The sequence below is a fragment of the Achromobacter sp. genome (assembly GCF_050285585.1).
In the GTDB taxonomy this organism is placed as follows: Bacteria; Pseudomonadota; Gammaproteobacteria; order Burkholderiales; family Burkholderiaceae_B; genus Achromobacter.
Window position 1 is genome coordinate 443,603 of record NZ_JBLZXF010000001.1, and the last position, 19,056, is coordinate 462,658.

At 66.8% G+C, this 19,056-nt stretch carries 13 protein-coding genes; 10 read left to right on the forward strand and 3 right to left on the reverse strand.

The genetic code is table 11. The annotated features are described in order from the left end of the window. Positions 1 to 98 precede the first annotated feature (98 nt). The 3 genes from ACN6PJ_RS02145 to ACN6PJ_RS02155 all read right to left on the reverse strand — a co-directional run bounded on the left by ACN6PJ_RS02145 (position 99) and on the right by ACN6PJ_RS02155 (position 5,901). A complete protein-coding gene (locus ACN6PJ_RS02145; protein ID WP_427994246.1) occupies positions 99 to 2,264 on the reverse strand; it encodes a capsular biosynthesis protein in 2,166 nt (721 codons plus the stop codon). A 221-nt stretch (positions 2,265 to 2,485) separates the two neighbouring features. Continuing rightward, positions 2,486 to 4,570 carry a glycosyltransferase gene (locus ACN6PJ_RS02150; protein WP_427994247.1) on the reverse strand — a complete coding sequence of 695 codons (2,085 nt, stop codon included), beginning with the start codon at positions 4,568 to 4,570 and terminating at the stop codon, positions 2,486 to 2,488. 20 nt (positions 4,571 to 4,590) lie between these two features. Continuing rightward, a complete protein-coding gene (locus tag ACN6PJ_RS02155; protein ID WP_427994248.1) occupies positions 4,591 to 5,901 on the reverse strand; it encodes a glycosyltransferase family 2 protein in 1,311 nt (436 codons plus the stop codon). A gap of 309 nt (positions 5,902 to 6,210) precedes the next feature. Between ACN6PJ_RS02155 and ACN6PJ_RS02160 the strand changes: the two genes are divergently transcribed. From ACN6PJ_RS02160 to ACN6PJ_RS02205, 10 genes are all read left to right on the forward strand, one after another. Beyond that, positions 6,211 to 6,984 carry an ABC transporter permease gene (locus ACN6PJ_RS02160; RefSeq protein WP_427994249.1) on the forward strand — a complete coding sequence of 258 codons (774 nt, stop codon included), beginning with the start codon at positions 6,211 to 6,213 and terminating at the stop codon, positions 6,982 to 6,984. A 20-nt stretch (positions 6,985 to 7,004) separates the two neighbouring features. Next, positions 7,005 to 7,688 carry an ABC transporter ATP-binding protein gene (locus ACN6PJ_RS02165; RefSeq protein ID WP_427994250.1) on the forward strand — a complete coding sequence of 228 codons (684 nt, stop codon included), beginning with the start codon at positions 7,005 to 7,007 and terminating at the stop codon, positions 7,686 to 7,688. A gap of 85 nt (positions 7,689 to 7,773) precedes the next feature. Continuing rightward, positions 7,774 to 8,910 (forward strand): capsule biosynthesis protein, encoded by a 1,137-nt coding sequence (locus tag ACN6PJ_RS02170; RefSeq protein ID WP_427994251.1) that lies wholly within the window; start codon positions 7,774 to 7,776, stop codon positions 8,908 to 8,910. A 28-nt stretch (positions 8,911 to 8,938) separates the two neighbouring features. Next, on the forward strand, positions 8,939 to 11,029 hold the full coding sequence (locus ACN6PJ_RS02175) for a glycosyltransferase (protein WP_427994252.1): 2,091 nt from the start codon (positions 8,939 to 8,941) through the stop codon (positions 11,027 to 11,029). Between the two features lie 37 nt (positions 11,030 to 11,066). After that, positions 11,067 to 12,152 (forward strand): polysaccharide biosynthesis/export family protein, encoded by a 1,086-nt coding sequence (locus ACN6PJ_RS02180; RefSeq protein WP_427994253.1) that lies wholly within the window; start codon positions 11,067 to 11,069, stop codon positions 12,150 to 12,152. A gap of 20 nt (positions 12,153 to 12,172) precedes the next feature. Then, on the forward strand, positions 12,173 to 13,462 hold the full coding sequence (gene tviB, locus ACN6PJ_RS02185) for a Vi polysaccharide biosynthesis UDP-N-acetylglucosamine C-6 dehydrogenase TviB (protein WP_427994254.1): 1,290 nt from the start codon (positions 12,173 to 12,175) through the stop codon (positions 13,460 to 13,462). A 38-nt stretch (positions 13,463 to 13,500) separates the two neighbouring features. Further along, positions 13,501 to 15,558 carry a capsular polysaccharide biosynthesis protein gene (locus ACN6PJ_RS02190; protein WP_427994255.1) on the forward strand — a complete coding sequence of 686 codons (2,058 nt, stop codon included), beginning with the start codon at positions 13,501 to 13,503 and terminating at the stop codon, positions 15,556 to 15,558. Further along, on the forward strand, positions 15,555 to 16,778 hold the full coding sequence (locus ACN6PJ_RS02195) for a capsule biosynthesis protein (protein ID WP_427994256.1): 1,224 nt from the start codon (positions 15,555 to 15,557) through the stop codon (positions 16,776 to 16,778). Before ACN6PJ_RS02190 ends, ACN6PJ_RS02195 begins: the two co-directional genes overlap by 4 nt. Further along, positions 16,775 to 17,545 (forward strand): SDR family NAD(P)-dependent oxidoreductase, encoded by a 771-nt coding sequence (locus ACN6PJ_RS02200; protein ID WP_427994257.1) that lies wholly within the window; start codon positions 16,775 to 16,777, stop codon positions 17,543 to 17,545. The genes ACN6PJ_RS02195 and ACN6PJ_RS02200 overlap by 4 nt, the downstream gene beginning before the upstream one ends. A gap of 10 nt (positions 17,546 to 17,555) precedes the next feature. Continuing rightward, positions 17,556 to 19,043, forward strand: coding sequence for an LTA synthase family protein (locus ACN6PJ_RS02205; RefSeq protein WP_427994258.1), 1,488 nt, complete (start codon positions 17,556 to 17,558; stop codon positions 19,041 to 19,043). The last annotated feature ends 13 nt before the right edge of the window (positions 19,044 to 19,056 follow it).

Below are 19,056 nucleotides of genomic sequence, written 5' to 3' on the forward strand. Positions count from 1 at the left end.
CGCGGCCCTGGCATGAAAAAAGCCGGAACCCCAAGGTTCCGGCTTTTTTTTGAGGCGCGAGAGGGAAGGCTCCCAGCGGGGGCCTTCCGTCAGGCCGCTCAGGCGGGGTTGCTTTGCAGGAAGCGGTCCAGGATGCGGCGGCTTTCCGCGACATTGCCGTTCTTCAGATTGTGCATGGCCAGCTCGATGTTGGCCTCGCGGTCCATCGGCGAGGTCTGGATCACGCGCTGCGCGCTGGCAATGACGTCGTCGGCGTTGGCGGAGTTCGAGCGGCGGGCCAGGAACTCGCGCTTGTGCGCGTCCGCCAGCGAGCGCTGCAGGGAAATCAGCCCCTGATACGACGGATCGATCGACTGGATGCCGTTGAGGGCGTCCTCCGCGTCGCGCAGGCGTTCTTCCGTCAGGCATTTGCGGAAGTTGCGGGCCAGCGCGCGCAGGCACTTGTCGATGTGGTCATGGGCCGTATTGAGGTCCATGGCCCCGCTCTGCGAGAGTTGCGCATAGACGCGGGCGGCCGCCTGGTGGGCGCCCAGCTGCGACAGCTTCACCGCGGCCAGGGCGACCGTATCGCGTTCGGCGGGCAGGGCGGCGCCGGCCAGGCGCTGCCAGCATTCGACCGCGGCGCGGGCGTGGCCTTGCGCCTGGAGCTGTTTGGCTGCGCGCTGGACATAGCGCGGATCGACGGGCGCCAGTTGGGCCAGGCGGCCCAGCAGGGTCACGGTCTCGGTGCTGTTCCGGTATTCCGGATAGGTCTCGTAGGCCTTCAACAGGCGCCGGTAGGCCTGGTTGATCTGGTCATCCCGGTCTTCCAGGCCGTCCTGCGGCAGCGATTGCAGCGCGTAGAAGGCACTGAGCGTGGGCAGCAGGGCGCCGATGCGGCCCGTGCGCTTGACTTCGCGCGTGGCGCGCTTGAGCACCGCGGCGCGGGCGGCGTCCAGGCCGGCCTGGTCCACGCCCGGCGTGTTGGCCAGCGCATTCACCATGTTGGCGGCGTCGGCCAGCGGGGTATGCGCGCGCGAGGCAAAGCGCAAGGCGCGCTCCGCGTTGCCGCTGGCATACTTCCGGAAGGCCTGTTCGGCTTGCGAATTCTGGCCCAGCTTGGAATGGATGCGGCCCAGCAGCAGGGCGGTTTTTTCGTCGCCTTCCTTGCGCAGCGATTCCGAGGCCCAATCGCGGGCCTTGTCATATTCGCCCACTTCCATCGCGCCTTCGGCCGCCTGGCGCAGGATGTTCGCGCTGCGGTTGCTTTCGATGGACAAGGCGATGGACCACGCGTCCAGGATGTCGTCGGTCTGATCCAGCGCGGTCACGGCGCGGGCGCGCAGCACGTACGCGGTGGGGCTGCCGTTCTTGAGTTCGATTGCGCGGTTGGTCAGCAGCAGGGCGTTGTCCCACTCGTGTTCGCGGGCCGAGGTCTTGGCGCGCTCGATGCATTGCTTCCAGTCGAGGGGCTCGGTGGATTCGACCGGGTTCTGCTCGGTCGCGCCCAGCAGCTTGTCGCAGATCGAGCGGCCTACCAGCTTGGCGAAGGCCGGCGTGTAATGCGCCGTGTCGCGGCCCTCATCGGGCATGCCGCGGCTTTGGCCGAAATGCGCGAGCAGCGCGCCGGGTTCGATGACGGGGATTCCCAATGTGCTTGCCGCCAGCTTGACGGTTTCCACCATCTGGGCGCGGTCGGCAATGGGCTGGCCCTCGGCGTTGATCGCGTTGCAGTGGGTGACGAGCACGAAGGTGTTGCCCAGCAGTTGCTGGATCGACTTCAGGTCGTCCAGGATTTCCTGCGCGTTCTGCACGTGCATGACCGTGTTGCTCAGGGCGTGCTGCACGTGTTCCGGCACGTGGGCGAAGCTGGGCGCTTCCTGCAGCGCGGCGCGGCGCTTGGCCAGCGCCTCGCGCGAGGCGTTGTCGAAGAAGATCTTGAGCAGTTCGGGGCAGAAGTTCAGGGCTTCCTTGAAGCGCACCAGCTGCAGGTACTTGCCGTCCAGTTCCAGCACTTTGGTGGAGCTGATCTCGACAACGTAGCGCGAGTCGGCCGGCAGGGCGTTGGCGGGATTGGATTCGCGCAGAGGCTCGCTCGAAATGAAAGACCAGGCGCTTTCCGGCAGCGCGATCTCTCCGCGCATATAGCGGATGGCCTGAATGGTTTCCTTCGTATTGTGCGTGAAACCGTAAAGAAGGCGATTATCCAGAACGAAGTTCCGCTGCGCCTGGAGTTTTGTCATGGGGCCTGCCACGCGGCAGGATCCAATCGTTGAGATAATCATTGTTCGATACTCCTTCGTTACATCAGGGCGAAAATATATAGGAAGAAATTGCCCTTCCGGCTGCGGCGGGTGAGTATGAGTAACCAATTTTCCGCCCGTTCCGGGGGAAAGGGCGTCGCCGCGGGATGAGAAGAAACAATATAAAAAGAACTGCTGCAAATGAAATTGCGGAATAATCAAATTCCGTGAGGTTATTTTCAGCGAGTATGTTTCGGCATTATTCAGGATATTTTCATGTGCAGGAGGCGGGGCTCCGCGCGCACGCCGGAATGCGCGGCGGGCTGGGGCTTCGCGGCCTGCATGAGAAAATCGTCCAAAGCCTGTTCCAGGGGCGGATATTCGTGAGCCAGCCGCTCCCGGGCGCGTTTGCCCATGGCGCGCACAGCTTCCTGGTCCTCGAGCGAATCCAGGAGGGAATGCGCGATTTCGGCGGGGCTGCGCGAATAATCGACATGCAGACCTTCCCGTCCAGGCTCCACCAGGTCGGTATATGCGGGATTCAGGCCGACGGCGGGGCAGATGCCGTGGGCCATGCTCTCGAGCAGGCTGGCGGTCTGCGGCAAGGCCGCGATTTCGGCGCGCGTCGGAATATAGGGAAACAGCGCCAGTTCCACGCGCGACAGCAACTGCTCGCGGGAGGGCAGATCGCTTATTTCGGGCAGGAATACCAACTGGTCGTCGTGCAGGCCGATGGATACCGCATGGCGGTGCATGAGGGCGGCGGATTTCGGATCGCCCAGGACCAGCAGCACGCTGTCCGGGCGGCGCAAGGCGATCTCGGCAAAAATATCGATCATGGCGCGCGCGATGATCGGATCGGGATGGTCGTCGGTCAGGGCCAGCACGTGCTTGCCCTGCATCGCGGCAAGCGCGGCTTCGACTTCCGGGGCGGCGGCCTTGCGCGCCTTGGCCGAAGGCAGGGGCAGCGGCGGAAGAATGGTGGCTTCCTGGGTTCCGCCCAGCAGCTGCTGGGCCGCATCGTGCATCGCACGCGAGCCGAGCGCAACGAGGTCGGCGTCGACGAGCGCCTCCGATACCAGCTTCAATTCCAGGCGGCCGCGTTCCGACAGCTTGTGATTGGCAGTGGCCTTCTGGAAGTATTCCAGCCCGAGCAGAACCAGGCCGTAGGGCACGCGCAGCGTCTGCGCGGCGGTATTCGCCGCGATGGCGCAGCGCAGGCTGTTCCAGGCCAGCACGGCTCGCGGAGGTTTGCCCACCGTTGCGGCCAGCACGGCCTCCGACAGCGCGACCGCGGCGTCCTCGATGGCCTGGGTGCGTCCGGGTTCGGCGTGGACCGCTTTGTAGACCACGCCATCCAGCACGATGTCCGTCTGCGGCAACTCGGCGCGCAGATTCGCGTCGGCACGCGCCGCGTCGTCGGAGGCCAGGCTGATCACGCACACGGAGCCGTGCCGCTTGTGCAGCAGCGCCGCATGGCGATGCAGGGCGTTGCTGGCCGCGTTGCGGCCGTGCAGCAGGGACACGGGCGACACGATCACGATCGGGCCGGCGCTGTTGAAGTCGAAGGCCTGGCGGGCGCGGGGCGCGCGGCGCCTGGCGCGGTTCATCAGTTCGTGCGCGTTGCGCACCCGCCGCGCGCGGTGCTGTTCTGCCGTGCTGAATTCCGCGCCCGCGTCCTGCGCGCACGCGAGCAGTTTCGCCGGAGCGGTCACCAGGCCGGCGTCGTACAGGCTGAAGGCCAATTGCCGGACGTGCGGCGCGGTCGGCCCGAGCGTCAGGAGTTGCTCGGCGATCTGCTCGGAGATATGCGGATAGCTGCTGCGGGCCCATTTGGCGACCTCGCAATAGACCTTGACCTTGGTCTGGGCCGGCCACGGCTGCTTGGATATCCACAGGATGACCTCGGCGTCGCGGACCCGGCGGGCGTAATCCAGCGCTTCCTTGATGGCGCTGGAGGTTTCCGCGGGCAGGGCGGCCGGGACCTGGCGCTTGGCGGGCGCCGCATGGTGCCGCTCGCGCTTGTGGGCCCCGGAAAGCCTGTACAGCCGCAGCGGGAGCATGACGTAGTCGGCAAGGCTGCGCGCGCGCGTCACTTCCTGGCCGAAGCGCCAGGTCAGCGTGCGTTCCTGGCGCGCGAGCTGCTGGTTCGATTCGCGCAGCAGGGCCTTTACGCCGGCCAGGTCTTTCTCGGCCTGGAGCCGCGCGGCGCGCTCCTGCTCGAGGCGCGCGTACATCAATTCATTTTCCTGCGCGAGCTGGCGCAGCCGGTCAGGCTGCGCGGGCGGACGCCGCGTGGCGGCGTCGGCAGTGGGTGCGGGGGTGGCGAGTGCAGTGCTGGGAGGCATGGTCGTCCGGTAGTGAATGTTCAACGGGCCTGCGTGGCTTCATGTAGGTGGCCGCGCACCCACGATTCGCGGTAGGCGGTCCGCGCGCGCCGGCCTTCGGCGCTCGCAAGGCCCGAGCGCGGGGATTGCGTCAGCGAATCGGCACGGTGCAGCGCCAGCGTCTGGATGTCCGGCGTGCGCAGCAGGGCGTTCCTGCCCAGGCGCAACGCGATGCGGTGTTCGTACTCTTCGTCGGCGCCGTAGCGGGTTTCGTCGAAGTCGCCGACATCGCGCAGGACCGAGCGCCGCATCATGAGCGAGCAGGGGTTGTGACGAACAAAGGGAAAGATCCGTGGTGCTGCAAGGTGTCCATCCTCCGTGATGCGTATGAGTCTGCTGACCGTGGCGGACGCGCCGGAAAGCGCCAGCGCGCGCAACTGGGACGCGACACGCTGCGGCAACATAATGTCGTCCGCGTCCAGGAAGGTTATGAAGCTGCCACGGGCGTGGCGCATACCTATATTCCTGGAAGCGTATGCCCCATTATTCGGAAAGCGAAGTGCAGTTATACGCGGATTTTCGGACGCCAACTGCCGCATATGTTGGAATGTGTGATCCTGCGATCCGTCATCGATGGAAATAATTTCAATATTAGGATAGGTTTGGCTCAGCACGGAGCGCAGGGCGGTTCCCACGTAGGGCGCGGCATTGTACGCACAGATAATGACGGAAATAAGAGGCGGCTCCTCCCCCGGATAGGGCGCCAAGTCCCCGTTTTCCTCAATGAAATCGGCCAATCTCAACGGAGAGCCGGGGGCATTCTCCGAATTGCGAGTATTTGTCAGAATCTCGTTCAATAAATTTCTGGATTGGGAGAAATTGCCGGCCCGGCTATGCAATGCTGCAAGAATTGCATGCAAATCCTTTGATTTCCTTATCTCTGGGCGGCAGCGACGAACCGCCTCGAAGCCCGCCTCGAGGTTTCCCTCCGCCAGGGCGAACGCCGCCTTCAGCGCCCATTCTCCCGGGGCGAGCCACGCGGCCGCGGCGCGCGGATCCCAGCGCGCCAGCGTGAGGGCGTACTGGCGGCGCTCGAAGTCCGAAACGCGGCCCAGGTAGCGCCTGGGGTCGGCCGCGGCCTCGGGGCCATGGAGCTCCAGCCGGGCCCTCGCGCGCGCGAGGCCAAATTCGGAAAAATACGGCGCGGATGTATCAAGGCTTGTCTGAAATAAGCCAATTCTGTTCAAAACGACGGCATTATCCGGGGCTTTTTCATAGAGCTCATGGGCCCGCAGGCGCCGCGTAAGCCGATGTACTTTTTTTTGATAAATATTGAACAGGTGCTTGAGCAATGGCTGATCCGTTGTCGCGGGTTGGGGGCGGCGGCGCGCCCGGTCTGTCCCTGAAAAGGCGGGGATTTTGAGGGGAGAGACGCGTTGATTATAGGGCTGCATATACCGCACTTATTTTTCATTTCGGAAACGGGGCACGTTTGATTGGATTTGATAAATATTGAAATCAACGCCCAATCGCGCGCCCCGTATCATTCGTTCCGATTTTCCGGATCGCCAGTCGGTCCGTTCCACGAATATTCGCAGCCCCGGCCTGGAATATGGCTGATTATCGGGAGAGGACTACATGATTCAAGGCGGAGCAGCCGGGTGAGCACGACGGCGCTGCAAGTGCAGCTGAGGGTGGTGCTGTCCCTGATCTTCCGCGAGACGCGCGTGCGTTTCGGCGGAACGCGGCTGGGCTACCTGTGGGCGCTCATCGAGCCGATCCTGCACGTTGCCGTGCTGTCGGCGATCTACGTCGTTTGGGGCAGGATCGCGCCGATGGGAAACCTGCAGATGTTCTTCATCACCGGGATCATGCCGTTCTTCCTGTTCAGCCATACCTCGTCGCAGCTGTCGCGGGCCATCTCGTCGAATGCTTCGCTGCTGCGCCTGCCGCCCATCACGAACATGGACATCGTGTTCGCCAAGGCGCTCCTGCAAGGCCTGACCTGGATCATCGTCTTCTTCACGTTGCTTTTCATCGTGATGCTCGGCGGCAAGCTGGTGCTGCCGGAGCATGTGGAAGAGTGCGGCGCGGCGGCGTTGTTCACGTTTCTGCTGGGCTTCGGCTTCGGACTGAACAATGCCGTGCTGAACGTGATGTTCAAGTCGTGGGAGCGCATCTACAGCTCGGTCACCCGGCCGCTGTACCTGTTGTCCGGCGTGTTCTACATGGTGGATTCGCTGCCCGATCCCGCGCGGCGCGTGCTGGTCTGGAACCCGCTGGTGCACGCGATCGAGTGGTTCCGCGAAGGCTACTTCGCGAACTTCAGTTCGCTGACGCTGGACAGGTCCTATCTCATCAAGTGGTCGATCGCCAGCGTGGTGCTCGGACTGTGCATGGAGCGCGCGTTCCGCCGCCGCCTGCACTCGCGCTGATCCGCGCCTAGACCCGGTTTATGGAGGGGCATTTGCTCGAACTCAGGCATATCTCGAAGGGATTTCGTTCCAAGAAGGGCATCAAGCGCGTGCTCGACGATATTTCCTTCACGTTTCGCCAAGGCGAAAACATCGCCATCCTTGGCGGCAACGGCTCGGGAAAGTCGACGCTGGTCCGCATGATCTGCGGCATGGAGCTGCCCGATTCCGGCGGTATCCGGCGCGAAGGCACGGTGTCGTTCCCGCTGGGGTTCGCGGGAGCGATCAGCCCCAACATGACGGGCCGCGACAACGTGCGCTTCGTTGCGCGCATCTACGGCGCCAACGTCGGACAGGTCGAGCGGTTCGTCTACGAATTCTCGGAACTGGGCAGGGCGTACGACCTGCCCGTGGTGACCTACGCCAACAGCATGCGGGCGCGCCTGTCGTACGGCATATCCATGGCGCTCAAGTTCGATATGTATGTGGTCGATGAAATGGTCGCCGTGGGCGATCCGGCGTTCAAGCGCAAATGCCTCGAGGTGTTTGCCGAACGTTCCAAGGACGCGACGGTGCTCATCGTGTCCAGCGTAACTACCTCGCCGGCACGGTTCTGTTCGACCGGCATGATCCTCAAGGACGGCAAGCTCGGCGAGCTCATGCCGTTGTCCGACGCCATCGCGGCCTACAGCGGCACGGCGGAAAAGGCCGCCGTCGTCGCCTGATTCCACGCCGCCCGCGGGCGCCGCAAGCTGAAATTCTAAGAGTAGCGAAATGACGAGTACGGAGAAAGTCTATACGGGGCCCCGTTTGCCCGATAACACCACGCCGCCCACGATGAGCCGGCTGAAGTGGTCGGCGGTCCTGGTCATCGGCGTGCCTGCGGTCCTGCTGGCGATCTATCTGTTTTTCATCGCGGCGGGGCAGTACGTCTCGGAAGCGCGCTTCGGCCTGCGGGCCGGCTCGCAGACCCAGGTGGCCGGCGCGGGTTCGCAGAGCCATCCCATGGCGGGCGCGGCCGGCATTACCACGGAACTGTTCGTCGACGCCTTCGCGGTGGTCGATTACGTGAAATCGCGCCAGATCGTGCAGGAGTTGGACAAGACGCTGGACCTGCGCAAGATGTGGTCTCGTCCGGCGCTGGACTTCTGGTACAGCATGGACGAGGACGATACCGAAGAGGGCCTGTGGCGCCAGTGGAACCGAATGGTCGACATCCAGTTCGACATTTCCACGGGGGCCATCATCCTGAAGGTTCGGGCGTTCTCGCCCGAGGATTCGCTGGCGCTCGCGCAGGCCATCCTCGAATCCAGCGAAAAGCTGGTGAACAGGATGTCGGCGAAATCCCGTGAAGATAGCGTGAGGTTCGCTACCGAAGAAGTCAAGTTGGCGGAGAAGCGCCTGGTCGAAGCCCGCGTGGGCGTGCAGGAACTGCGGGCCCGGACGGGCGTGCAGGATCCGTTCAAGGAGGCGGAAGCCAACCTGGCGCTCGCAGCCAAGGTGCGCGGCGACATCGCCACGCAGGCCGCCGAACTAGAAGCGCTGCGCCGCGGCGGGCTGTCCAGCGGCCCTGCCTACGACCGGGTGAAGGCTCGCCACGACGCGCTCAAGCGCCAGCTGGCCGACCTGAACGATCACCAGATCAGCGGCGGGGGCGATCGGGACGGCAAGAATGCGTTGTCCGGGCTGCTGCGCGAGTACGAAGGGGCCGAGACGCAGCGGCAGTTCGCGGAAGCCTATTACACCGGCGCGCTCAAGGCGCTGGAGGACGCGCGCGCGCTCGCCTCCCGCCAGGTCCTGTACACCGTTATCGCGTCGCAGCCGCAGCTGGCCGATGAGTCGCTCTATCCGCGCCGTTTCGTCGATACCGCCCTGGGAGTGCTCACGTTGTTCATCCTGTGGATCGTCGGCGTGCTGGTGACCTACGCGATCAAGGACCACGCCTGACCGGGCGGCCATAACGAGGAACCAAGCCATGTTCTCCCTGCTTTCCAAATTGCGGCGGCCCAGGCGCGCCGAGAGCGGCGAAAAGTCGGCGGGCGGCACCCCGCGGGAGCGCGCAGCTGTATCCGAACTGCTGGCCGCGGCGCTGGCGGCGGGCGGCGTCGAGGGCGCGGAACCCGAGCGCGACCTGCTGCAGCGGGCGCGCCATGCGCTGGAGTCGCGCATCAAGGCCAACGATCCGCTGGGCGCGGTGCCCGAGCTGCTTGGCTATGTGCAGCAGTATCCGCAGGTAGAGCTGTTCCAGGTGCTGGTGGCGCGCTGCCTGGAGGCCGCCCACCGGCCGGACGACAGCCTGATCGTGTGGCGCGGCATCCACCAGCGCTTTCCCGATTCTTCCGACGCATTCATCCTGATGTTGCGCGGTGTCAAGCGCCAGCTGGGCGTCGAGGCCGGCCGCAAGGAAATGGAGCTGTATTTCTCCGGCGGCAGCGCGGCGGCCAAGGACATCCTGCTGGAAGCCAAGAGCTGGGACGAACTCGGCGATGCCGAGCAGGCCGCGGCCTGTTTCGAGCGGCTGACCCAAACGCATCCGAAGTTCGAGACGGGCTACGCGGCCTGGTCGCAATCGCTGGTCCGGCGCGGCTACCCCTGGCGCGCCCGACAGGTGTTGGAGCAGGGCATCGACGTCCTGGGCGAGGGCGCGCGCAAGTTGACGCGCCGCCTGAGCGACCTGAACGGCGACCTGATCGCCTTGCGGCGGCTCGGCGTGGAGGGCGAAGACAGCGACACGCCGGTCAGCATCCTGGTGCTGGAAAAGCTGTTCGAGGAGATCGGGCGGCGGCGCAATGCCGAGTACGAGCCGGCGGACGAATCCTTCCTGGGACCCGTGCTCATGATCAACGGTTCGCTGGGCGCCGGCGGCGCCGAGCGGCAGTTCGTCAATACCGCGGTGGCGTTGCAGTCCGCCATCCAGGAAGGGCGCTCGATCGCCGGCTATCCCGTGCTGGGCCCCGTGCAGGTCGTATGCCGTTCGCTGCGCAGCCGCGAGGGCGCCGACTTCTTCGCCGCGACCTTGAAGGAAGCCGGCATTCCCGTGTCGGTCTATTCGGACATGGCGGAGTGGGGCGGCTGCGAGGTTTCGTCGCTGCTCAGCCCCTACCGCGATTACCTGCGGTTCCTGCCTAAGCAGATCGTGGAAGGCACGACGAAGCTGACCGACGTGATGCGCGTGTCCGTGCCGTCGGTGGTCCATATCTGGCAGGACGGCTCGATCTTCGCGACCGCGCTGGCCGCGCTGCTGGCAGGCGTGCCGCGCATCGTGCTGTCGGTGCGCACCATGCCGCCGGTGGACCGGCCGGACCGCTACCGCGTCGAATACGACACGATCTACCGCGCGTTGCTGAGCATGCGCGGCGTTGCGCTCAGCTCCAACTCGGGCTTCGCCGCCCGGCGCTACGCCGACTGGCTGGGCCTGGACGAACGCAGCATCCCGGTGGTCTACAACGGACTGGCGCCGCTGCCCGCCACGCAGGACGAGGATTGCAAGCGCATGTGGGAGAAGTTCGCGGCCGGCAGTCCGGCCGGCGCCTTCACCATCGGCACGGTCATGCGGGTGGACGACAACAAGCGGCCGTTTCTCTGGGTGGAGGCGGCGCACCGCTATGCCCAGAGCAATCCCGAGGCGCGCTTCGTCATGGTGGGCGGCGGCCCGCTGCTGGAGCCCGTCAAGGAGTTCGCGCAGCGGCTGGGCCTGGATGGCCGCATGCTGTTCACCGGCATTTCGCGGCGCGTGGGATTCTGGCTGTCGCATTTCGACGCCTTCATGCTGCTGTCTCGCTTCGAGGGCCTGCCCAACGTGCTCATCGAAGCCCAGTTCTCGGGCGTGCCGGTCGTCACGACGCTGGCCGGCGGGGCCGGCGAGGCGGTGCAGGAGGGCGTGACCGGCGTAACCCTGCCCACGGGCGAGATCGAGGCGCCGGAAGTGGTCCGCGCGATGGAGACGATACGCGAGATGTGCCGCAACGATCCCGACATCGGCTCGAAGGCGCGCACGTGGGCAACCGCGCGCTTCTCGCTGGACCAGATGATCGGGTCCACCGTCAATTGCTATGTCAGCGCTTGAGGGCGCCGGGCCCCGGCCTGCATTCTGGAACGGAGTTATGAATACACGAGTTTTACGATTTACCGCGGTCTTCGCGCTGGTGCTGCTGTCCGGCTGCAGCGTGCTGTCCGGATCCGGCCCGACGCGGTCGGCCATTCTCAGCGGCCCGTCCGATGCGGGCGCCGCGAAATACGACGTGGTGGACCTCCAGGCGGGCACCATCGCGCCTTATCTGCTGGACAAGACCCGCAAGGATGACGGCGGCACCTCCGAGGGATACGCGGGGAACATCCGCGTGATGCCGGGCGACGTGCTGCGCATCCTGGTGGCCGACAGCGTCGAGGGCGGCCTGTTCGCGCCGCTGGCGGCCGGAGGCACGGTCTTCGAAGCGGTTCGTGTGGACGCCAATGGCGCGATTTCGCTGCCCTACGCCGGGCGGCTGAAGGTCCAGGGCAAGTCTCTGCCCTCTATCGAGGAAATGATCAAGGGCAGCCTGCAGCATTCGGCGGCCGTGAAGCCGCAGGTGATGGTGGACCTGGCCGACGACCGCAGCAACTCCGTCCTGGTGGCCGGCGCCGTGCCGCGTCCCGGACGTTTCGGCGGCATCAAGGCGCCCTTGACCGCCCTGGACGCCATCACGCTGGCGGGCGGCTCCACGCTGCCGTCCTACCAGGCCGACGTGGTCATCCGCCACGGCCGCGACGTGAAGCGGATTCCGTACTACCAATTGCTCAATGGCAGGAACGTGGCCGTCGAGCCGCGTTCGGAGCTGGTGGTGGAACCCAACCTGAAGCGCTTCGTGGCCATGGGCGCCCTGACCAAGCCCGGACTGCATGAGCTGCCTTCCAACCAGACCAATCTGCTGGACGCGCTGGGCGTGGCCGGCGGGCTGAACGATCGCGCCGCCGACGCCACCGGCGTATTCGTCTTCCGCCTGGACGGCAAGACGGCGGACGGTTCGCCCAAACCCATTGTGTTCCGCCTGAACATGCGCAACCCCGAATCCATGTTCCTGGCCAAGCAGTTCGAACTGCTGCCGGAAGACGTCGTCTACGTCAGCAACGCGCCGATGTACGAGTGGGAAAAGATCATCACGCCGATCGTGCAGGTCCTGATCGTGGGCCAGCGCGTGGGCACGTATTAATTCATTGCTGGAGATGTGAAATGAATCAGAAACTGCGAACCCTGCAGGACGTTAAGCTGGCCGTCGTCGGCCTGGGCTATGTCGGCTTGCCGCTGGCGGTCGAGTTCGGCAAGCGCTTGCCGGTCATCGGCTTCGACATCAACCGCCGCCGCGTGGACGGCCTGATCTCGGGCTTCGACCAGACGCTGGAAGTCAGCGACGCCGAGCTGGCCGAGGCCAAGCAGCTGACGTACACCGCCGACCGCGCGGAACTGGGCAAGGCCAACGTGTTCATCGTGACCGTGCCGACCCCCATCGACGAATACAAGCAGCCCGACCTGACCCCGCTGGTCAAGGCCAGCGAAACGATCGGCGCGGTGCTCAAGCGCGGCGACATCGTCATCTACGAATCCACGGTCTATCCGGGCGCCACGGAAGAGGACTGCGTGCCGGTGCTGGAGCGGGTGTCGGGCCTGAAGTTCAACGTGGACTTCTACGCCGGCTACAGCCCCGAGCGCATCAATCCGGGCGACAAGGAGCACCGCGTCAGCACGATCAAGAAGGTGACTTCGGGCTCCACGCCCGAGGTGGCCGAGCTGGTCGACCAGCTGTACAAGCAGATCATCACCGCCGGCACGCACAAGGCGTCCAGCATCCGCGTGGCCGAGGCCGCCAAGGTGATCGAGAACACGCAGCGCGACGTGAACATCGCGCTGATCAACGAACTGGCCCTGATCTTCAACAAGATGGGCATCGACACCGAGGCCGTGCTGCAGGCGGCCGGCACCAAGTGGAACTTCCTGCCGTTCCGTCCAGGCCTGGTGGGCGGGCACTGCATCGGCGTGGATCCGTACTACCTGACCCACAAGGCGCAGTCTATCGGCTACCACCCGGAGATCATCCTGGCGGGCCGCCGCCTGAACGACTCGATGGGCGGTTACGTGGTGTCGCAGCTGGTGAAGGCGATGACCAAGCGCCGCATCCATGTGCAGGGCGCGCGCGTGCTGGTGATGGGCCTGACGTTCAAGGAGAACTGCCCGGACCTGCGCAACACCCGCATCGTGGACATCGTGAAGGAGCTGGGCGACTACAACGTGGACGTGGACGTCTACGACCCGTGGGTCGACCCCGCGGAGGCCGTGCACGAATATGGCATCAAGCCGGTGGCCGAGCCGGAGGCGGGCAAGTACGACGCCGTGATCCTCGGCGTGGCGCATCACCAGTTCGTCGAACTGGGCGCGGCAGGCATCCGCAAACTGGGCAAGCCGGAACACATTCTTTACGACCTGAAGTACGTGCTGTCGGCGGAACAGTCCGACCTGCGCCTGTGAGCCATGTCCTCGACGCAGAGCGGGCGCCGACCTGACGCATGATAGAGATCCATTCCGCGGGCATCGCCCGCATTCCTTTCCTGGAGGCCTTGCTGGGCGCGCCGGTCCGCCGCGGGAACGCCCTGACGGGCCTGAACGGCAAGCGGCCCGACGCCGTGGCCGGCTGGGGGCTGCGTCCTTCGGCGCAGACCGCGCGCAAGCGGGCCGCCCAGTGGGATGTCCCGTATCTGGCGCTGGAGGACGGCTTCCTGCGCTCGTTCGGCACGGGCGCGGACTATCCGGGGATTTCGATGGTGGTGGATCCGGAAGGCATCTACTACGACGGGACCCGGCCGTCCGCGCTTGAAAGCATGCTGGCCTCGGACCGCGACCTGCTCGACGGGATCGAGGACGACGTGGACGAGGCCATGGCGCTGGTGAAAACCCATCGCCTCAGCAAGTACAACCACACGGGCGCCGATTGCCCGCCGCTGGCCACCGGCGGCCGCAAGTGCGTGCTGGTTGTGGACCAGACGATGGGCGACATGAGCGTCACGCTGAGCGGAGCCAGCGCCGCCACTTTCGCGGATTTGCTCGCGACCGCGCGCCGCGAGCACCCCGACGCGCTGTGCATCGTCAAGACGCACCCCGAGGTCAGCTCGGGCAAGAAGGCCGGGTATCTGACGCACACGGCCGAAGACGAGCGCACGCGGGTGCTGCGCGAGGACGTGAATCCGCTGGCGCTGCTGGAACAGGTGGACCACCTGTACGTGGTCAGCTCGCAGATGGGATTCGAGGCCTTGCTGCTGGACAAGCCGGTCACTTGCCTGGGCATGCCCTGGTATGCGGGCTGGGGCCTGACGCGCGACCGCCAGCGCTGCGAGCGGCGGCAGCGCCAACGCAGCGTCCGGGAGCTGTTCGCAGCCGCCTATTTTCACTACAGCCGCTATCTGGACCCGGTCAGCCACCGGCAGGGCAGCATCTTCGACGCGATTTCGTGGCTGCTGCGCCAGCGCACCATGGCCGAACGCCTGCCGCGCCGGATGATATGCGTGGGGTTCCGGCGCTGGAAGGCCGCCAACGTGAGGCCGATGCTGTCGCTGCGGCCCGACCGGGTGATGTTCGTGCCGGACGCGCGGCGCGCGCAAGCGCTGGCGCCGGGCCCCGGCGATGCGCTGGTGCATTGGAGCGCGCGGGCGCCGGAGGGCCTGCAGCGGCTGGCGGCCGAAGCGGGCTGCCCTTTGCTGCGCATGGAAGACGGCTTCGTGCGGTCGGTGGGGTTGGGATCGGACCTGATACGGCCGCTGAGCCTGGCGCTGGACGGGCAGGGTATGTACTTCGACCCGGGCCGCCCCAGCGACCTGGAGCAGACCCTGAACCACGCGCGCTTCACGGCGGGGGATCTGGCCGCCGCCCGCCGGGTGCGGGCCTTCATGGTCGCGCACGGCATCACCAAGTACAACCTTGAACCGGCGCGCCGGGTGGCTTGGCCCTCACAGGGGCGGACCGTGATCCTGGTGCCGGGGCAGGTCGAGGACGACGTGTCCGTGCGGCTGGGCTGCGGCCCCGTCGCGAGCAATGTGGCGCTTCTGCGCCGGGCCCGGGAAGAACACCCCGACGGCTTTATCGTCTATAAGCCGCATCCCGACGTTGCGTCGGGGAACCGGCGCGGCGCGGTGACCCGCGGCGAACTGGCCGGGCTGGCGGATTACGTCGAGACCGAGGCGTCGGTGGTGTCCTGCATCGAGGCCTGCGACGTGGTGCACACCATGACTTCGCTTTCCGGCTTCGACGCCCTGTTGCGGGGCAAGCGCGTGGTGACGCACGGCAGGCCGTTCTACGCCGGCTGGGGCCTGACCGACGACCGCATGGCCATGCCGCGGCGCGGCCGGACCCTGACGCTGGACGAACTGGTTGCCGGGGCCCTGCTGCGCTATCCGATCTATTGGGACTGGGAGCTCAAGGGCTACACCACTTGCGAGGCCGTCCTGAACCGTATCGTCGAAACGCGCGACGCGCTGGAGCGCGAAGGCAGGCTGAACAGCCTGCGGGTCGGCTATGCGCGGCGCCAGTGGCGCAAGCTGGACACGCTGCTGCGCGCGCGGTTTGCCCCATGAAGCGGTCCTATCTGTTCTTGCAAGGCGTGTGCTCCCCGTTTTTTTCGCAGCTGGGCGCGCGTCTGCGGGCCGACGGGGCCGCGGTATCCAAGGTGAATTTCACGGCGGGCGACGCCGCGTACTGGCGCAACGGCGCGGCCCGCGCATTCCGCGGGCGCGCGCAGGCCTTGCCGGACTTCTACAAGCGCCTTTTCGCCGAGCGCGGCGCCACCGACATCGTGTTGTTCGGCGACCGGCGGCCAGTGCACCGGCCGGCGATCGAACTGGCGCGCCAGGAAGGGTTGCGGGTGCACGTGTTCGAGGAGGGTTACTTCCGGCCCCATTGGATCACGCTGGAGCGCGGCGGCGTGAACGCGCATTCGGCGCTGCCGCGCGATCCCGCCTGGTACCGCGAAGCGGCGCGCCGGACGGGCCCCGCTCCGGAGCCGCGCCCGTTCCGGGCGCCGTTCTGGAACCGGGCGGGGCACGACGTGGCCTACCATCTCTGCGGCGCGTTGAACGCCGTCTGCTTTCCCCGTTACCGCAGCCACGCGCCTTATGGCGCAGCGCGCGAATACACCGCCTACCTGAGGCGCGCGGCGGCATTGCGCTGGCGCGGCCAGGCCGATGCGCTGGCGGTGGCGCGAGTGACCTCCGGATCGCGGCCGTACTACCTGCTGCCGCTGCAGCTCGAAGGCGATGCGCAGATCAGGGACCATTCTCCATTTCACGGCATGCGTCAGGTCGCGGCGCTGGCGATCGCATCATTCGCGCGGTTCGCGCCGGCGGACAGCCTGCTGGTGGTGAAGAACCATCCGCTGGATCCCGGCGTGGCGCGCCACGAGACGGGCGTGCGAGAATTGGCGCGTACCTACGGCGTGGCGGAGCGAGTGATCTACCTCGAGCGCGGCCATCTGCCCAGCCTGCTGGCGCGGGCGGCGGGCGTGGTGACGGTCAACAGCACGGTCGGCGCGGCGGCGCTGGAGCAGGGCTGCCCGACCATGGCGCTGAGCAGCGCCATCTATCATCTGGAAGGGCTCACGTTCCAGGGCCCGCTCGACGAGTTCTGGCGTGAGGCCGAACCGCCGGACCGGTCGCTGTTCCGATCGTTCAAGGCGGCGGTGGTCCACGCCACGCAGGTCAATGGCGGCTTCTACAGCGAACCGGGGATTACGCTGGCCGTGGAAAGCGCGGCCGAGCGGATGCGGCGGCCGCGCTCCCCGCTCGAGGAGATGATATGACGCAGACAGCCCTGACCGTGCTGATCACGGGCGCAACGGGCGCCATCGGCCAGGCGCTGGCCGAAGAGTATGCCGCGCCCGGCGTGTCGCTGGCCTTGCTGGGCCGCCGGGCGGACGTGCTGCGCGACCTGGCTGCGCGCTGCGAGGCGCGTGGCGCCCGCGCGCGCACGGCCGTGCTGGATTTGCGCGACCGCGAGTCGCTGCGGGCCTGGCTGGATTCCCAGGCGGACGAGGCGCCGCCGGATCTCGCCATCATCAATGCGGGCGTCAATATTTCCGCGCCGCGTCCTGGAAGCGGGGAAGACTGGGATGACGTGGAGGGCCTGCTGGAAGTCAATGTGCGGGCATCGATGGCGCTCGCCCACGCGCTGGGCGAGCGGATGCGGCGCAGGGGAGCCGGCCAGATCGCCCTCATGAGTTCACAGGCGGCGTGGCGCGGCCTGCCCGCCACGCCCAGCTATAGCGCCAGCAAGGCGGCGCTGAAGGCGTACGGCGAGGCGCTGCGGGACGCCATGGCCTCGCAGGGCGTGCGCATCAACGTGGTGATGCCCGGCTACGTGACGTCGCCGATGTGCGCGGCCATGCCCGGGCCCAAGCCTTTCGAATGGGATGCCGCCCGGGCCGCGCGCCATGTTCGCCGCGGGCTTGCGGCCAACCGCGCGCGTATCAGTTTTCCGTTTCCGCTGAACCTGGGGTGCTGGCTGCTGGCGGGCCTGCCGCCCGGCCTTTCCGGGCGCATACTGAACTGGCTGGGTTATGGCGCCTGAGGAGTTCGCCATGGCCGCCGGCGCGCCGCTGGCGGGAGGGCTGGCGCTGTCCTGGGCGCTGGAGGCCTGCCTGTCGCTGCGCCCGAGGCCTCCCTGGCGCAGGCCGGCCAGCGCCGTGTTCCTGCATGCGGGATTGTGGATGCTGGCGTTTGCCCTGGCGTGGGCGCTGGTGCGCCGTCCGTACTTCGCGGCGGCGCTGGCGCTGGCCGCCGCGGGCCTGATCGTGGCAGTGAACAACGCCAAGTACCAGGCGCTGCGCGAACCCTTCGTGTGGGCGGATTTCGAATATTTCACGGACGCCTTGCGCCATCCCCGCTTGTATCTTCCCTTCCTGGGGCTCTGGCGGGCGCTGGCGGCTGCGGCGGGGGCCGGCGGGGCCCTGGCCGCGGGCCTGCTGCTGGAGGCCCCCGCGCCTTCCTGGGAGGGCGCCGTGGCGGTGGGTCTGGGCGGCGCGGCGATGGCCGGCGCGGCCGGCAGCCGGAAGGTGCGCATCAGCTTCGACGCGCGCAAGGACCTGCGCCGTCTGGGCCTCGCCATGGCCCTGTGGCGCTATGCCCGCAGCGAGCGGCGCGCGCAGGCGCCGCCGGCCACGCCGTTCTCCATTCCGCCCGCGGAAAGGCCGGAGACGCTGCCGGACCTGGTTTCGGTGCAGAGCGAGTCCTTCTTCGATCCGCGCGGGCTGTATCCGCAGCTGCGCCCGGAACTGCTCGGGGAGTTCGACGCCTTGCGCGCGCAAGCATGCGCGCACGGGCCGCTGCGGGTGGCGTCGTGGGGCGCCAATACCGTGCGCACGGAGTTCGCCTTCCTGTCGGGACTGGACGCCGGCCGGCAGGGCGTGCACCGCTATCAGCCGTACCGGCGCCTGGCGCGCAGCGGGGTGGCCTCGCTTGCGGGCTACCTGCGGGATCTGGGCTACCGCACGGTCTGCGTGCATCCCTATCATGGCGGGTTCTATGGGCGCGACCGGGTGCTGCCCTTGCTCGGGTTCGACGAGTTCATCGATATTTCCGCCTTCGAGGGCGGGGCGCCCGGGACACCCTACGTGGGCGACCGGGAGGTGGCGGCGCGGGTGATCGGACTGCTGCGGCAGGAAAGGGATCAGCCGTTGTACGTGCACGTCATCACCATGGAGAACCATGGGCCGCTGCACTGGGAGCACGTGGAGGCGGCCGATGAAGCCGCCGTCTGCCGCGAGCCCTTGCCGGCGGACTGCCGGGATCTCGTGGCCTATTGCCGCCACCTGCGCAACGCGGACGCCATGTTCGCGATGCTCGCGTCGGCACTGGCCGCCTTGCCGCGTCCCGCGGGCCTTTGCATTTACGGCGACCACGTGCCCATCATGCCCACCGTGTACCGGAGGCTGGGCGCGCCCACGGGAGAAACCGAGTATGTGATCTGGCGTTCCGACCGCGCGGCGGGATCGCCGGCCGCGCCCCTGGCGGCCAGCGATCTCGGGCAGGCCTTTCTTGCTCGCATGGGATTGATGCCCGCGGCTTGAGCCGCGGGCGGCG

What these genes read in the sequence shown, in the direction of transcription:
- ACN6PJ_RS02200 (WP_427994257.1), top strand. Translation starts at nt 16,775, where the DNA reads ATGACGCAGACAGCCCTGACCGTGCTGATCACGGGCGCAACGGGCGCC.
- ACN6PJ_RS02190 (WP_427994255.1), top strand. Translation starts at nt 13,501, where the DNA reads ATGATAGAGATCCATTCCGCGGGCATCGCCCGCATTCCTTTCCTGGAG.
- ACN6PJ_RS02175 (WP_427994252.1), top strand. Translation starts at nt 8,939, where the DNA reads ATGTTCTCCCTGCTTTCCAAATTGCGGCGGCCCAGGCGCGCCGAGAGC.
- ACN6PJ_RS02145 (WP_427994246.1), bottom strand. Translation starts at nt 2,264, where the DNA reads ATGATTATCTCAACGATTGGATCCTGCCGCGTGGCAGGCCCCATGACA.
- ACN6PJ_RS02150 (WP_427994247.1), bottom strand. Translation starts at nt 4,570, where the DNA reads ATGCCTCCCAGCACTGCACTCGCCACCCCCGCACCCACTGCCGACGCC.
- ACN6PJ_RS02205 (WP_427994258.1), top strand. Translation starts at nt 17,556, where the DNA reads ATGGCCGCCGGCGCGCCGCTGGCGGGAGGGCTGGCGCTGTCCTGGGCG.
- ACN6PJ_RS02165 (WP_427994250.1), top strand. Translation starts at nt 7,005, where the DNA reads ATGGAGGGGCATTTGCTCGAACTCAGGCATATCTCGAAGGGATTTCGT.
- ACN6PJ_RS02195 (WP_427994256.1), top strand. Translation starts at nt 15,555, where the DNA reads ATGAAGCGGTCCTATCTGTTCTTGCAAGGCGTGTGCTCCCCGTTTTTT.
- ACN6PJ_RS02180 (WP_427994253.1), top strand. Translation starts at nt 11,067, where the DNA reads ATGAATACACGAGTTTTACGATTTACCGCGGTCTTCGCGCTGGTGCTG.
- tviB (WP_427994254.1), top strand. Translation starts at nt 12,173, where the DNA reads ATGAATCAGAAACTGCGAACCCTGCAGGACGTTAAGCTGGCCGTCGTC.